This is a genomic window from Amycolatopsis vancoresmycina, from assembly GCF_000716785.1.
GTDB lineage: Bacteria > Actinomycetota > Actinomycetes > Mycobacteriales > Pseudonocardiaceae > Amycolatopsis > Amycolatopsis vancoresmycina.
Genome location: NZ_JNYY01000010.1, coordinates 136,827 through 150,954 on the forward strand (window position 1 = coordinate 136,827; position 14,128 = coordinate 150,954).

The 14,128-nt window shown below is 70.7% G+C and carries 14 protein-coding genes; 4 read left to right on the plus strand and 10 right to left on the minus strand.

Annotated features, from left to right (window positions below; all coding sequences use genetic code 11):
• Positions 1–10 precede the first annotated feature (10 nt).
• From ilvC to OO60_RS25080, 3 genes are read right to left on the minus strand one after another with little or no spacing between them, the layout of a single operon-like run.
• Positions 11–1,024 carry a ketol-acid reductoisomerase gene (gene ilvC, locus OO60_RS25070; protein ID WP_003080750.1) on the minus strand — a complete coding sequence of 338 codons (1,014 nt, stop codon included), beginning with the start codon at positions 1,022–1,024 and terminating at the stop codon, positions 11–13.
• Positions 1,025–1,056: 32 nt separating this feature from the next.
• The gene (gene ilvN, locus OO60_RS25075; protein WP_003080760.1) at positions 1,057–1,563 is read right to left on the minus strand and encodes an acetolactate synthase small subunit; all 507 of its coding nucleotides are present in this window, start codon (positions 1,561–1,563) and stop codon (positions 1,057–1,059) included.
• 1 nt (position 1,564) lies between these two features.
• Positions 1,565–3,457 (minus strand): acetolactate synthase large subunit, encoded by a 1,893-nt coding sequence (locus OO60_RS25080; RefSeq protein ID WP_033262180.1) that lies wholly within the window; start codon positions 3,455–3,457, stop codon positions 1,565–1,567.
• Between the two features lie 324 nt (positions 3,458–3,781).
• On the opposite strand from OO60_RS25080, the gene OO60_RS25085 reads away from it, so the two are divergent.
• Positions 3,782–4,231, plus strand: coding sequence for a PH domain-containing protein (locus tag OO60_RS25085; RefSeq protein ID WP_003080766.1), 450 nt, complete (start codon positions 3,782–3,784; stop codon positions 4,229–4,231).
• A gap of 42 nt (positions 4,232–4,273) precedes the next feature.
• Entirely contained in the window at positions 4,274–6,118 is a 1,845-nt protein-coding gene (ilvD, locus tag OO60_RS25090; RefSeq protein WP_003080769.1) for a dihydroxy-acid dehydratase, read from the plus strand.
• A 57-nt stretch (positions 6,119–6,175) separates the two neighbouring features.
• Here ilvD and OO60_RS25095 read toward each other — a convergent pair whose 3' ends face one another.
• Entirely contained in the window at positions 6,176–6,538 is a 363-nt protein-coding gene (locus OO60_RS25095; protein ID WP_003080771.1) for a VOC family protein, read from the minus strand.
• 64 nt (positions 6,539–6,602) lie between these two features.
• Between OO60_RS25095 and OO60_RS25100 the strand changes: the two genes are divergently transcribed.
• Positions 6,603–7,046, plus strand: a complete 444-nt coding sequence (locus OO60_RS25100) for a MarR family winged helix-turn-helix transcriptional regulator (RefSeq protein ID WP_003080774.1) — start codon at positions 6,603–6,605, stop codon at positions 7,044–7,046.
• Positions 7,047–7,291: 245 nt separating this feature from the next.
• On the opposite strand, the gene OO60_RS25105 is transcribed toward OO60_RS25100, so the two are convergent.
• Together OO60_RS25105 and OO60_RS25110 are read right to left on the minus strand one after the other, a co-directional pair.
• The gene (locus tag OO60_RS25105) at positions 7,292–7,867 is read right to left on the minus strand and encodes a DoxX family membrane protein (protein ID WP_003080778.1); all 576 of its coding nucleotides are present in this window, start codon (positions 7,865–7,867) and stop codon (positions 7,292–7,294) included.
• 37 nt (positions 7,868–7,904) lie between these two features.
• Positions 7,905–8,813, minus strand: a complete 909-nt coding sequence (locus OO60_RS25110; protein WP_003080781.1) for a 2-hydroxyacid dehydrogenase — start codon at positions 8,811–8,813, stop codon at positions 7,905–7,907.
• Between the two features lie 64 nt (positions 8,814–8,877).
• On the opposite strand from OO60_RS25110, the gene OO60_RS25115 reads away from it, so the two are divergent.
• Positions 8,878–10,086 carry a PQQ-dependent sugar dehydrogenase gene (locus OO60_RS25115; protein ID WP_003080785.1) on the plus strand — a complete coding sequence of 403 codons (1,209 nt, stop codon included), beginning with the start codon at positions 8,878–8,880 and terminating at the stop codon, positions 10,084–10,086.
• 121 nt (positions 10,087–10,207) lie between these two features.
• Here OO60_RS25115 and OO60_RS25120 read toward each other — a convergent pair whose 3' ends face one another.
• From OO60_RS25120 to OO60_RS25135, 4 genes are read right to left on the minus strand one after another with little or no spacing between them, the layout of a single operon-like run.
• Positions 10,208–11,302 carry a Gfo/Idh/MocA family protein gene (locus tag OO60_RS25120; protein WP_051767759.1) on the minus strand — a complete coding sequence of 365 codons (1,095 nt, stop codon included), beginning with the start codon at positions 11,300–11,302 and terminating at the stop codon, positions 10,208–10,210.
• A 47-nt stretch (positions 11,303–11,349) separates the two neighbouring features.
• Positions 11,350–12,069 carry a cupin domain-containing protein gene (locus OO60_RS25125; RefSeq protein WP_033262208.1) on the minus strand — a complete coding sequence of 240 codons (720 nt, stop codon included), beginning with the start codon at positions 12,067–12,069 and terminating at the stop codon, positions 11,350–11,352.
• On the minus strand, positions 12,066–12,986 hold the full coding sequence (locus OO60_RS25130; RefSeq protein WP_003080793.1) for a DUF6807 domain-containing protein: 921 nt from the start codon (positions 12,984–12,986) through the stop codon (positions 12,066–12,068). Before OO60_RS25130 ends, OO60_RS25125 begins: the two co-directional genes overlap by 4 nt.
• Complete coding sequence (locus OO60_RS25135) at positions 12,983–14,077, minus strand: Gfo/Idh/MocA family protein (RefSeq protein ID WP_003080795.1); 1,095 nt, start codon at positions 14,075–14,077, stop codon at positions 12,983–12,985. Before OO60_RS25135 ends, OO60_RS25130 begins: the two co-directional genes overlap by 4 nt.
• Between the last annotated feature and the right edge of the window lie 51 nt (positions 14,078–14,128).

Consider the following 14,128-nt stretch of genomic DNA (forward strand, 5'->3'; position numbering starts at 1 on the left):
TGGAAAAGGATCAGGCGGTCTCGGTGATCGGCCGGTCCACCCACGACATCAGGTCGCGCAGCTTCTTGCCGGTCGCCTCGATCGGGTGCTGGTTGCCCTGCTCCTCGAGCTTGGTGAAGTTCGGCCGGCCGGCCTCGTCCTCGGCGACCCACTCGCGCGCGAACGTGCCGTCCTGGATCTCGCCGAGGATCTTCTTCATCTCTTCCTTGACCGCCGGCGAGATGACGCGCGGGCCGCGGGTCAGGTCGCCGTACTCGGCGGTGTCGGAGATCGAGTAGCGCTGGCGCGCGATGCCGCCCTCGTACATCAGGTCGACGATCAGCTTCAGCTCGTGCAGCACCTCGAAGTAGGCGATCTCCGGGGCGTAGCCGGCCTCGGTGAGCACCTCGAAGCCGGTCTGCACCAGCGCGGACGCGCCACCGCAGAGCACGGCCTGCTCGCCGAAGAGGTCGGTCTCGGTCTCCTCGGTGAACGTCGTCTTGATGACGCCGGCGCGGGCACCACCGATGGCGGCCGCGTAGGACAGGGCGAGCGCCTGCGCGTTGCCGGTGGCGTCCTGCTCGACCGCGATGAGCGCCGGGACGCCCTTGCCGTCGACGAACTGGCGGCGGACCAGGTGGCCCGGGCCCTTCGGGGCGACCATCGCGACGTCGACGTTCGACGGCGGCTTGATGAGGTCGTAGCGGATGTTGAAGCCGTGCCCGAAGAAGAGGGCGTCGCCGTCCTTGAGGTTCGGGGCGATGTCCTGCTCGTAGATGAAGCGCTGCTTGGTGTCCGGCGCCAGGATCATGATCAGGTCGGCCTCGGCCGACGCCTCGGCCGGGGTGAGCACGCGCAGGCCCTGCTCCTCGGCCTTCGCCCGCGACTTGGACCCCTCGGGCAGGCCGATGCGGACGTCGACGCCGGAGTCGCGCAGGCTCAGCGAGTGGGCGTGGCCCTGGCTGCCGTAGCCGATGACAGCGACCTTGCGCCCCTGGATGATCGAGAGGTCGGCGTCGTCGTCGTAGAAGATTTCCACTGCCATGGGGGTACTGCTTCCTTTCCTGACTTACGTCTTTAACGCGGTGAAGTAGCGGTGATCGAGCGGGCGCCTCGCCCGACCGCGACCATGCCGGACTGGACCAGCTCGCGGATGCCATACGGCTCCAGCATCCGCAGCAGGGCGCCGATCTTGTCCGACGTCCCGGTCGCCTCGACGGTGAGCGCCTCCGGGGACACGTCCACCACCTTCGCACGGAAGAGCTGGACGGTTTCGAGGACCTGGCTGCGCACGGTGTTGTCGGCGCGCACCTTCACCAGCAGCAGTTCGCGCTGCACGGCGGTCGACTGCTCCAGCTCGACGATCTTGATCACGTTGACCAGCTTGTTGAGCTGCTTCGTCACCTGTTCGAGCGGTAGCTCTTCCACGGCGACCACGATCGTCATGCGGGACACCTCGGGGTTTTCCGTGGGCCCGACGGCGAGGGACTCGATGTTGAACCCGCGGCGGGAGAACAGGCCGGACACGCGCGCGAGCACACCGGGCTTGTTCTCGACCAGGACACTCAGCGTGTGGACGCTCATCTCAGCGCTCACCCTCTCCGGCGGCTTCCGCGGCAGCCTCGGTCGTCTCGACCGACACCTCGTCGTCGTCGAACAGCGGCCGGATGCCCCGGACCGCCATGATCTCGTCGTTGCCGGTGCCCGCGGCGACCATCGGCCACACCTGGGCATCCTTCCCCACGACGAAGTCGATCACGACGGGGCGGTCGTTGATTTCCATCGCGCGGCGGATGGTGGCGTCGACGTCTTCCTTCGTCTCGCACCGCAGGCCCGCGCAGCCCAGCGCCTCGGCCAGCAGCACGAAGTCCGGGATGCGGTGCTTGTGCGTGCCGAGGTCGGTGTTGGAGTACCGCTCCGAGTAGAAGAGGTTCTGCCACTGCCGGACCATGCCCAGGTTGCCGTTGTTGATCACGGCGACCTTGATCGGCGCGCCTTCGATGGCGCAGGTGGCCAGTTCCTGGTTCGTCATCTGGAAGCAGCCGTCGCCGTCGATCGCCCACACCTGCGTGTCCGGGACGCCGAACTGCGCGCCCATCGCGGCCGGCACCGCGAAGCCCATGGTGCCGAGGCCGCCGGAGTTGATCCAGGTGCGCGGGTTCTCGTACTTGACGAACTGCGCGGCCCACATCTGGTGCTGGCCGACCCCCGCGGCGTACACGGCGTCCGGGCCGACGATCTCGCCGATCCGCTCGATGACGTACTGCGGCGACAGCGAACCGTCGTCGGGCCACTCGTAGCCGGCCGGGTAGGTCTTGCGCCAGTCGTCGGCCTGGGTCCACCAGTCGGCCAGGTCCGGCTTGCCGCCGTGGTCGAACTCCGTCTTCACGGCGGTGATCAGCTCGCCGATGATCTCCTTGCAGTCGCCCACGATCGGGACGTCGGCCTTGCGGTTCTTGGAGATCTCGGCCGGGTCGATGTCGGCGTGCACGATCGCGGCGTCCGGCGCGAAGGAGGACAGCTGGCCGGTGACCCGGTCGTCGAACCGGGCGCCGAGCGCGATCAGCAGGTCGGCGCGCTGCATGGCCGCGACCGCGGCAACCGAGCCGTGCATGCCCGGCATGCCGAGGTGCTGCGGGTGCGAGTCGGGGAACGCGCCGCGCGCCATCAGCGTGGTGACGACCGGGATGTTGGTCAGCTCGGCGAGCTGCTTCAGCTGCTCGTGCGCCTCGGCCTTGATGACGCCACCGCCGACGTAGAGCACCGGGCGTCGCGACTTCGCGATCAGCTTCGCGGCTTCGCGGACCTGCTTGCCGTGCGGGCGCAGCGTGGGGCGGTAGCCCGGCAGCCGCAGCTCGGTCGGCCAGGAGAACGAGGTCATCTCCTGCAGCACGTCCTTGGGGATGTCCACCAGGACCGGACCGGGGCGGCCGGTCGCGGCCAGGTGGAACGCCTCGGCGATGGTCCGCGGGATGTCCGCGGGGTCCGTGACGAGGAAGTTGTGCTTGGTGATCGGCATGGTGATGCCGCAGATGTCGGCTTCCTGGAACGCGTCGGTGCCGATCAGCGCGCGGGACTGCTGGCCGGTGATGGCCACGACCGGGACCGAGTCCATGTTCGCGTCGGCGAGCGGGGTGACCAGGTTGGTCGCGCCCGGGCCCGAGGTGGCCATGCAGACGCCGACCTTGCCGGTGGCCTGTGCGTAGCCGGTGGCCGCGTGCCCGGCGCCCTGCTCGTGGCGGACCAGGACGTGGCGGACCTTCGTCGAGTCCAGCAGCGGGTCGTAGGCGGGCAGGATGGTGCCGCCCGGGATCCCGAAGACCACCTCGGCGCCGACGGCCTCGAGCGAGCGCACGAGGGACTGCGCGCCGGTGACGCGCACCGGCGTTCCCGCCGGTGGAGCCGGCTTCGGACGTGCTCCGGGCGTTCCGGGCGTCGGCCCGGGCTTCGCGTCGCTGCGCGACGTCGCACTGGTCATCGGTTCTGCCTCGTGGGTCTCGGTGTCACTCGTTCGGGTCGGTTTTGTGCGGTGGGGCCGGGAATCTCTTCCCTCGGGCAACAAAAAACCCTCGCCGACCGTAAGGTCGCACGAGGGTTCGCGCGTCGACGCAGCGGAAAGTCTTCCCTAAGCGTCGACGCGCTTGGGAAGTACGAGGCCGGTCAGCGGTGTCACAGCGATGACGCTAGACCGAACGCCCCGCGGGTGTCAACTCTGCGGGACGACGTGTCCGCATCGTGGACGTGGGTCACACCGGCGCGACCCGGGTCCGGGCCGGTCAGCGCCGCGGTGCACCATTTGCGGGTGGCCGAGAAACAGCAGGAAGAAGGCCGGAAGGCCGTCTTCCGGATCCCCCGCACGTCCTTCATGGCGATCGCCCTCCTGACGATCTGCGTGACACCGATCGCGCTCGGGGAGATCCCGTACCTGCAGTGGCTCTACATCTTCCCGATCGCGCTGGCGGTGTTCGTGGTCCGCCACCGCACCGTCGCGACGCGCTCGGGGCTGGCGGTCCGCACGGTGTTCGGCCACCGCGACATCCCGTGGTCGGCGTTGAAGGGCCTGTCGATCACGAAGCGGGCGCGCGTGCAGGCCGTGCTGAAGGACGACACGAAGGTGCCGCTGCCGACCGTGCGGACCCGGCACCTGCCGGTGCTGTCGCTGGTCAGCGAGGGCCTGATCGCGGACCCGAGCGGCGTGCTGGAAGCCGAAGACATCAAGCCCGGGACATCCGAGGCTTCCGCGTCGGAGTAAATTGGTCCTACCAGTTTCGCCGGCCACCCTTTGGGAGATTCCGTGCCGCCTCTCCGTTCCCGGACCACCACCCACGGCCGCAACGCGGCGGGCGCGCGCTCGCTCTGGCGCGCCACGGGCATGACCGACAGCGACTTCGGCAAGCCGATCGTCGCGATCGCGAACTCCTACACGCAGTTCGTGCCGGGTCACGTGCACCTGAAGGACCTCGGCGAGATCGTCGCGGAAGCGGTCAAGGAAGCCGGCGGCGTCGCGCGCGAGTTCCACACGATCGCCGTCGACGACGGCATCGCCATGGGCCACTCCGGCATGCTCTACTCGCTGCCGTCGCGCGAGATCATCGCCGACTCGGTGGAGTACATGGTCAACGCGCACCAGGCCGACGCGCTCGTGTGCATCTCCAACTGCGACAAGATCACCCCGGGCATGCTCAACGCGGCGATGCGCCTGAACATCCCGGTGGTGTTCGTCTCCGGCGGCCCGATGGAGGCCGGCAAGGCGGTGGTCGTGGGCGGCGTCGCGCAGGCCCCGACCGACCTGATCACCGCGATCGCGGCGTCGGCGAGCCCGGAGGTCGACGAGGACGGGCTGGCGGTCGTCGAGCGTTCGGCCTGCCCGACGTGCGGTTCGTGCTCCGGCATGTTCACCGCGAACTCGATGAACTGCCTGACCGAAGCCCTCGGTTTGTCGCTTCCCGGCAACGGCTCGACGCTGGCGACGCACGCGGCGCGGCGCGCGCTGTTCGAGGAGGCCGGGCGGACGGTCGTCGAGCTGTGCCGCCGTTGGTACGAAAACGACGACGACTCGGTCCTGCCGCGGTCGATCGCGTCGAAGGCGGCGTTCGAGAACGCGATGGCCCTGGACATGGCGATGGGCGGCTCGACGAACACGGTGCTGCACATCCTCGCGGCCGCCCAGGAGGGCGAGGTCGACTTCACGATCGCCGACATCGACGCGATCGGCCGCCGCGTGCCGTGCCTGTCGAAGGTGGCGCCGAACTCGGACTACCACATGGAGGACGTCCACCGCGCCGGCGGAATCCCGGCGATCCTGGGTGAGCTGTACCGCGGCGGCCTGCTGAACACCGACGTGTGGTCGGTCCACTCGCGCGACCTCGACTCGTGGCTTTCCGCCTGGGACATCCGGGCTTCTTCGCCTTCTCCCGAGGCTTTGGAGCTCTTCCACGCGGCGCCGGGCGGGGTCCGCACGACGCAGGCGTTCTCGACGTCGAACCGCTGGTCGTCCCTGGACACCGACGCGGCCGGGGGCTGCATCCGCGACGTCGAGCACGCGTACACGAAGGACGGCGGCCTGGCGATCCTGCGCGGCAACCTGGCGGAGAACGGCGCGGTGATCAAGGCCGCGGGCATCGACGAGGACCTGTGGCACTTCGAGGGCCCGGCGCGGGTGCTGGAGAGCCAGGAGGAAGCGGTGTCGGCGATCCTCAAGAAGGAGATCCAGCCGGGCGAAGTCCTGGTGATCCGCTACGAGGGCCCGGCGGGCGGCCCGGGCATGCAGGAGATGCTGCACCCGACGGCGTTCCTCAAGGGTTCGGGCCTGGGCAAGAAGTGCGCCCTGATCACCGACGGCCGCTTTTCGGGCGGCTCGTCGGGCATTTCGGTGGGCCACATCTCCCCGGAGGCGGCGGCGGGCGGCCTGATCGGCCTGGTCGAGAACGGCGACCGGATCCTGCTGGACATCCACGAGCGGCGGCTGGAACTGCTGGTCTCCCCGGACGTCCTCGCGGAGCGCCGCGCGAAGATGGAGGCGTCGGAGCGGCCGTGGCAGCCGAAGGACCGCCAGCGCCCGGTGACGGCGGCCCTGCGCGCGTACGCCCGGATGGCGACGTCGGCGGACACGGGCGCGGTCCGCGACGTGAACAAGTAGGTTCTTTCGCCTCGAAAAGGCCGTCCCGATGCCCGGGGCGGCCTTTTCGTTTTGCCATCAGGCGCGGTCGTGCAGCGTGACGTGGTAGCCGTCGGGGTCGGCGAAGGTGAACGTCCGCCCGAAGGGTCCGTCGATGGGCGCGGAGACGATGGCGTGCCCGTCGGCGGCCAGGGCGTCGTGGATGGCTTGGACGTCGGTGGCGTGGAGCCAGATCGCGGCCCCGACGCCGGGTTGCCCGGTCAGATCGGTGCCGGGAACGACCTCGCGGAGGGCGAAGGCGATCGGCTTGGTCTCGAAAACGACAGCGTGCGGCGGCCCGGCCGGCGAACGGACGAGGCCGAGGTACTGCTCGTAGAACGCCTGCGAGGCGTCGAGGTCGCGCGCTTGCAGCGAGATGAAGTCGGGGCCGGTGGCGGGCATGGGAACACTCCTCGGGTTGCGTGTCAGCTTCCTGACACGACCCAGGCTATGTCAGAATGCTGACATGAGTCAAGACGGGGTCGACCTCGAGACGTCGCTGGGCTACCTGCTGAAGGAGGCGTCGAGCGCGCTGCGCGTGGCGATGGAGGAGGTGCTGCGGCCGCTCGGCATGAACGTGACGCACTACTCGTGCCTCGAACTGCTGGCCCAGCGCCCGGGCTTGTCGAACTCCGAGCTGGCCCGAGGCGCCTTCGTGACCCGGCAGACGATGAACGTGCTGCTCCAGGCGTTGGAGCGAGACGGCTACGTGACGAGGCCGGCGGAGGCACCCGTCGGAAAGGTGCTCCCTACGCGGCTGACACCCCGCGGCCGCCGGAGCCTGGAGAAGGCGACGGTGGCGGTCCGGTCCGTCGAGGTCAGAATGCTGTCCGGCCTGACGGAGGCCGAGCGGTCAGGGGCGTTCGGGATCCTGCAGAAGATGATCCGTTCCCTGCGCGACGACGCGTAGTTCTTTCCCCGGCGCACGTCTCGCCGCCAGACGCACCTCTCGCCGTCCAGCGCACGTCTCGATCGCTAGCGCACGTCTCGTCTGCGGCGTTCCCGCGCAGGCGAAAACCCCGTCCCAACTTCGGCGACAGCCGCCAAAAAGCCCCCCGCCGCTTGGGGGACCCCCGATTTCAACGTTACCGGAAGCCACCGACAATTCCGGCCCGCCGAAGCCGAGTTGTCCACACCCCGGCGAGTTGTCCCCAGCTACCGCGTCAAGACGATGACCACCACGGCCGCCGCGGCCGCCAGCAGCAGCGACGCCAGCCCCAACGGCAGCGGCCGCTTCCGCCAGGGCGTGTTCCGCTCCAGCGAAATCGGCCCGGCCCCGGTGAACAGCAGGCTCAGCGCCGCCGCTCCGAGCAGCAACTCCAGCTCGAACCCCTGGCCCTGGCCCTCGAAGAACCCGCCGTGGAACTTCGCGTACACGGCGTTGGCCGCGACACCCAGCAGCCCCGCCGCCGCCAGCGGCGTGAACAGCCCGACGATCACCAGCACCCCGCCGCCGACCTCGGTGATGCCGGTGATCCACGACAGCAGCGTCGTCTGCTTGTGGTAGCCGAACGTCTCCAGCATCCGCGCGAACCCGCCGATGCCCGGGCCGCCGAACAGGCCGAACAGGTGCTGCAGACCGTGCGCGCCCATGGTCAGGCCGAGCGCCAGCCGCAGGATCAGCAGGCCGAGGCCGAGGCCGCCCTGGCGTGGTGTGTCGTCCGACCGATCGTCCTCGACACCCGACAGGAGGCTGGTGGACTGCTGCGAAAAGTCGTCTCCACTGCTCACCCGCGCAGGGTAGGGGAATCCCGCGGCCCTGGCGAGCTCAGTATTCCCCGTGGACGAGGTTGTCCGGCAGCTCCCCGCCGGCGTACCGGGCGATCTCGGCCGCGGCGACGGCGTACGAACGACCACGAACGCCCCGCACGGCCCCGCCGACGTGCGGGGTCAGCAGCAGCCCCGGCACCGTCCACAGCGGGTGCCCGGCGGGCGGCGGCTCGGGGTCGGTGACGTCGAGCGCGGCCCGCAGCCGTCCCGTGGTCAGTTCGGCGATCAAAGCGTCGGTGTCCACGACAGCGCCGCGCGAGGCGTTGACCAGCACGGCGCCGTCGCGCATCCGCGACAGGAACTCCGCGCCAGCCATCCCGCGGGTGCGGGAGGTCAGCGGCACCATCAGCACCACGACGTCGTGCAGTTCGAGCAAGCCGGGCAGTTCACGCACGCCGTGCACACCCTCGCGTGCGGTCAGCCCGACCATCGTGCAGCGCGCGTCGAACGGCTCCAGCCGTCGCCGCAGGTGCTGCCCGAGGTCGCCGGCGCCGATGACGAGCACCCGCTTGCCCTGCAGGGTGTCGGTCGTCTGCCGCGCCCACCGGCCCTCGCGCTGCGCCGCGGCGAAGACGTCCAGCTGCCGGTACATCGACAGCAGCGCGGCGACGACCCACTCCGCGGTGCTCCCGCCGTGCGCGCCGCGGCAGGTCGAGAGGAGGACGCCGTCGGGCACTTTGCCGACCCAGTCCTCGGCGCCGGCGGACAGCAGCTGGATCAGCTTCAGGTTCGGCACGGTGCGCCACAGCTGCTCGCCGGGCGGGTGCTTGCCGGGGATGATCACCTCGGCCTTCGCGGCCTCGGGCGGCACCGGCTCGCCCCACTGGTAGCGCACGGGCAGGACCCGCGGGACCTCGGCGAGCATGGTCATGCCCTCGTCGTCGGGCACCAGCACGGTCAGCGTCATGATCCCAACGTAATCGAGGAGTACTCACCCATGGTTCACGCACCTGCCCCTAGGCTGGGGGATCATGCGCACCCGGTACCGCTCGGCCCTGCTGGCGATCGTGGCCTGCGGCGTCCTGCTGCCCGCCGGATGTGCGCGGTTCGACGACACCGCGGCGGGCCAGACGTTCAGCCCGGCCCCCGTGCCGAGCCCGGAGTCGCCGCCCGAGGTCCAAGGCCCCGGCGCGGACTCCGGCAGCGACGGCAAGCAGCCGCGGCCCGGCCAGTCGGCCGTGCCGGTGCCCCCGCCCCAGGGTTGCAAGGACTTCGATTCGTCGGTGATCGCAACCTGCCTGGACACGGTGGCCGCGGTGGCCGGCCTGCCGGGCGACGGCTCCACGCCGAGCGCGCTGGCCGGCGAGCGCAAGAGCGGCCGCGTCCTGCTGGCAACGGGCGGCAAGGACGCGACGGACTTCGCGAAGCTCGACGTCCAGGCGGCCGGCGACGGCGGCCTGACCGGCCTCGCGCTCTCGCCGTCGTACGTCGAAGACCAGCTGGTGTTCGCCTACATCACGACGGCGGCCGACAACCGTGTCGTGCGGTTCGCCAAGGGCCAGCCGCCGAAGCCGGTGCTCACCGGCATCCCGAAGGGCGCGTCCGGCAACCGAGGCACGATCGGCACCGACAACCGCGGCGCGCTCCTGGTCGCAACCGGTGACGCGGGCAACCCGAACGCGGCGGCCGACCCGACCTCCCTCGCGGGGAAGCTGCTGCGCATCGACACGTCGGGCAAGGCAGCGGCGGGCAACCCGAACGGCGCCTTGGCGGTGGCGGCGGGCCTGCACGCGCCGGGCGGGGTGTGCGCGTCCGCGGACGGCGGCCGCGTCTGGGTCACCGACCGGCTCGCCGACAAAGACGCCCTCTACCGGGTCCAGGCGGGCCAGCCGCTGACGACGCCGGCGTGGACGTGGCCGGACAAGCCGGGCGTCGCGGGCTGCGCCGACTTCGTCGACGCCAACGGCTCACTGTCGGTCGGCACGTCCCTGGCCGGAAATCTGCAAAACCTGCCGGTGACGGCGGAGGGCGCGATCAGCGGCAAGCCGACGGTGAGCCTCGACGGGAAGACGGGCAAACCCCCGGTGACGTACGGGCGCCTCGCGGGCATGAGCATGATCAACCCCCAGCTGGCGGTGGCGGGAACGGTCAACAAGGACGGCGGCACCCCGGTTTCGAGCGACGACCGGGTGGTCCTGATCACCCCAGCCACCTCCGGCGGCGGCAACGGCAAGGACTGACCTGCGGAAATCCGCATGTCGCCGAATTTCGACCACGGCGTGGTGCGCTCTGGTTCCGGTCGCCGGGCGCGCAGCGATCCGGCCCGCTCCCCCCGCCCGCGCGGCCCCGCCACGCCCCTGTCTAAACCAGCGGCTTCAGCTCCACCCGTCGCCCCTCCGCCGACGACGTCAACCCGGCCTCGGCGAGCTGCAGCCCCCGCGCCGCCGAGAAGAAGTCGTACCGGTGTTGCCGCCCCGCGACCACGTCCCGCACGAACTCCTCCCACTGCGCCTTGAAGCCGTTGTCGAACTCGGCGTTGTCCGGCACTTCCTGCCACTGGTCGCGGAACGGCTCGGTCGCGGGCAGATCGGGGTTCCACACCGGCTTCGGCGTCGCCGAGCGGTGCTGGACGCGGCAGCGCCGCAGCCCGGCGACCGCGCTGCCCTCGGTGCCGTCGACCTGGAACTCGACCAGCTCGTCGCGAAAAACCCGTGTGGACCACGACGAGTTGATCTGGGCGATCGCCCCCGACTCCAGCTCGAAGATCCCGTACGCGGCGTCGTCCGCCGTAGCCGCGTACGCCGCGCCTTGCTCGTCCCAGCGGCGCGGGATGTGCGTCACCGCCTTGGCCGTCACCGCCGACACGCGGCCGAAGAGGTTCTCCAGCACGTAGTTCCAGTGGCAGAACATGTCGAGCACGATGCCGCCGCCGTCCTCGGCGCGGTAGTTCCAGCTCGGGCGCTGCGCGTCCTGCCAGTCGCCCTCGAACACCCAGTAGCCGAACTCGCCGCGCACCGACAGGACCCGGCCGAAGAACCCGCCGTCGACCAGCCGCCGCAGCTTGAGCAGCCCGGGCAGGAACAGCTTGTCATGGACGACACCGTGACAAATCCCGGCGTCCCGCGCGAGCGCGGCCAGCTCCAGCGCCGATGTCAGTTTTTCGGCAAGGGGCTTCTCGGCGTAGACGTGCTTGCCCGCGGCGATCGCCGCCCGCACCGACGGCTCCCGCGCCGACGTCAGCTGCGCGTCGAAGTAGATGTCGGCGTCCTGCAGCGCGGAGCCGGCGTCGGTGGTCCACGCCGTCAGGCCGTGCCGGTCGGCGATGTCCTTGAGTTTCGCGGCGTTGCGCCCGGCGAGGATCGGCTCGAGCTGCACGCGGCTCCCGTCCGGCAGGGCGACGCCGCCCTGGTCGCGGATCGCCAGGACCGACCGGAGCAGGTGCTGCCGGTAGCCCATCCGGCCGGTCACCCCGTTGAGCAGCACTCCGATGCTGGACTGGTTCGTCACGGCAAGCCTTCCTGGTCGAGCGGGATGTCGTATGCGGCGCGGCGGCCGCACATGCCGAAGCCGTCCGGGTCCGACGGCGTCGCGACCCGGACGCCGGACCGGTCGAGGTGGCTCCCATCGCCATCGGCGAGGGCCTCGAGGTGCGCACCGGTCAGCTCGGCGGCCTTCAGCGCCCCGGCGCGCCACCGCGGTACCCACTCTGCGACCTTCGGCGCGACGAGCGCGACGGCCGCGCGGTGGAACGTCCGCAGCGGCTCGGGATCGCCGTCCCGCAGGGCGTCGCGCAGCGGCAGGTACCCGCGAACGGCCAGGTCACGACGGCGTCGCGCGGCGTGGTCGGTTTTCGGCAACGCCGCGGCCTCGGCGTACGCCGCCGTGTCGGCGAGCACGTCGGGCGGAAAAGTGAACACGGCATCCCCCGCCTCCGGCAGCCCGCTGTTCTGCATGAGGACCGTGACGCGCAGGCCGTCTTCCTGCACCATCCGGTGCACGGTGCCGGGCGCGAACCAGGCGATCACCCCGGCCTCCAGCGGCGTCTCGGCGTAGCCGCCGACGCTCAGCGTCTGGACGGCCCCTCGTCCCCCGGTGACGACGTAGGCCTCGGTGCAGGCGAGGTGGACGTGCGGGCTGCCACCACAGACGCCGTCCTCGGCCGCCCAGTCGTAGGCGCGCAGGTGCGAGACGCCGACGCCACCCGGTAGCGGAAATTCGTTCATGACCACCCGTGCCCGTCCAGGTAGCGCGTCACCCGTTCGCGGTCCCAGGCACCGTCGGCGACGACGATCCGGTAGCGGTAGGTGAAGCTTTCGTCCGGTGGCAGCGCGAATTCTTCGAAGAACGCCCACGAGAAGGCAACCATGGGCGTGTCCTGGGAACGGACGAACCAGTGCGACTCGTGGATGGCCTTGTCGTTCTCGGGTGCGTGGGCGAACAGAAGCGTCGAATGCGCGTCGACGTCGTCGTGCTCCCCGACGAACGCGAGCCACGGCGCCTGCGCGCCCATCATCCCGTCGCCCTCGAGATCGCCGGGCCCGAGGACCCGGCCGCCGCCGAAGTCCCGCGGACCCCGCCAGTGCAGGCCGGTGTACCCGGCCAGGTCGCGGCCGGCCGTGGTCGGGCTGCCGAACACGAGCGGCGTGTCGCGGACGTTGGTCAGTTCGATCCCCCAGTCGAGCGCCCAGGCCCCTTCGGCCGGCTCGACCGAGTGGACGACGAGGTCGCGCCGCTCCCGCGCCCACTCGTCGCCGCCGTTGGCGACCCAGGTGAGCGCTTGGGTGAAGCTCAGCCGGCCGGGTTCGACGGCGAAGGCCGTGAAGCCGTCGTGCCGCATGGAGCCGATGCGGTCGGGCAGGTCCTGGTACCACCGGCCGGGGACGTAGGTGTGGCCGCCCCAGAAGTTCTGGCCGGACAGGTGGCTGGACGTCATCTGCAGCCCCTTGTGCCACCGGTGGTCGGCCGGCCGGTACCCGCTGACGGGCCGGCCACCGAGGGTCCGCAGCGGGTGGACGTAAGGCTTGCGCGACTCGAAGGCGACCGGGTCGGGTTTGTACACATAGGACATCAGCTGGACACCGCCGGCCTCGACGGAGACGTGCTCGCCATAGCGGTGGGTCACCGTGATCGCGGCGCTCACGCGCGCACCTCCGCGCGGGTGCCGGCCATCGAGCGGTAGAAGGGGTCGCCGGCCCCGATCTCCCCGCGTCGCACGCCGAGCCCGGTGGACGCGGACTTGTAGAGCGCAGCAATGAGCTCCAACACCCGCCGGCCGTCATCCCCGCTACACGGCGGCCGCCGCCCGGCACGGTAGGCGGCAAGAATCGGTGTAAAGGCGGCAGCGTGCGAGCTGTCGACGTCGGCGGACGGTCTGTGCCAGCGTTCGACGATCTCGCCCCCGATGTGCAGCGCGGGCGTGTAGCGCCAGTCCTTGACGCCGTACCCGTAGAGGTGGGTGAGCTCCGCGGTGGCGCGTTCGCAGTCGATCCGGATCCGGCTGACCTCGTCCGGCGAGAGGACGCTGTTGACGACGGTGGCCAGGGCTCCCGACTCGAACCGGACGAGCGCGGTGGAGACGTCTTCGGTCTCGACATCGTGGACGAGCCGCGCGGTCATCGCGCGCACCTCGGCCCAGTCGCCGAGCAGGTGGAGCAGCAGATCCATCTGGTGGATACCGTGGCCCATGGCCGGCCCGCCACCCTCACTCGCCCAGCGCCCACGCCATGGCACGGCGTAGTAAGCGGCGTCGCGGTACCAGGTGGTCTGGCAGTGGGCGACGAGCGGACGGCCCAGTTCCCCATCCGCGAGCAGGGTCCGGAAGTGCGCAGCGGCCGACCCGGACCGCTGCTGGTAGACGAAGGCGGCGTACGGACCACCATCCCGCTCGACGACGGTCATCTCGTCGTATTCGGCGAGCGACCGGCACGGCGGCTTCTCGCACCAAACCCAGGCACCGCTTTCGAGGGACTCCTTCGTCTGCTCGACGTGCAGGCTCGGCGGCGTGCAGATAGAGACCAGGTCGGGCCGCTGTTCGGCGAGCAGGGTGCCGACGTGGCGGTAGGGCCGGGCGTGTTCGGTCCCGGCGCAGAAGGCGGCCACCCGGGCCTCGTCGACATCGACGGCGGCCACGATGTCAACGTCGTCGTGGTAGGCCTGGTAGGCGGCGCGGTGGCTGTCCGCGATGGCCCCGGTCCCGACGACGGCGACTCGTAAGCGCTTTCCCTGGGCCAACAGGAGCCTCCTTCCCTGGATCCAGCACCCGGCCGACGCCGATCCACGTCG

Coding starts and splice junctions, on each gene's coding strand:
- ilvN (WP_003080760.1), bottom strand. CDS start 1,563: ATGAGCGTCCACACGCTGAGTGTCCTGGTCGAGAACAAGCCCGGTGTG.
- OO60_RS25120 (WP_051767759.1), bottom strand. CDS start 11,302: ATGGGCTACCGGCAGCACCTGCTCCGGTCGGTCCTGGCGATCCGCGAC.
- OO60_RS25100 (WP_003080774.1), top strand. CDS start 6,603: ATGAGTCAAGACGGGGTCGACCTCGAGACGTCGCTGGGCTACCTGCTG.
- ilvC (WP_003080750.1), bottom strand. CDS start 1,024: ATGGCAGTGGAAATCTTCTACGACGACGACGCCGACCTCTCGATCATC.
- OO60_RS25125 (WP_033262208.1), bottom strand. CDS start 12,069: ATGAACGAATTTCCGCTACCGGGTGGCGTCGGCGTCTCGCACCTGCGC.
- OO60_RS25110 (WP_003080781.1), bottom strand. CDS start 8,813: ATGACGCTGACCGTGCTGGTGCCCGACGACGAGGGCATGACCATGCTC.
- OO60_RS25095 (WP_003080771.1), bottom strand. CDS start 6,538: ATGCCCGCCACCGGCCCCGACTTCATCTCGCTGCAAGCGCGCGACCTC.
- OO60_RS25080 (WP_033262180.1), bottom strand. CDS start 3,457: ATGACCAGTGCGACGTCGCGCAGCGACGCGAAGCCCGGGCCGACGCCC.
- OO60_RS25115 (WP_003080785.1), top strand. CDS start 8,878: ATGCGCACCCGGTACCGCTCGGCCCTGCTGGCGATCGTGGCCTGCGGC.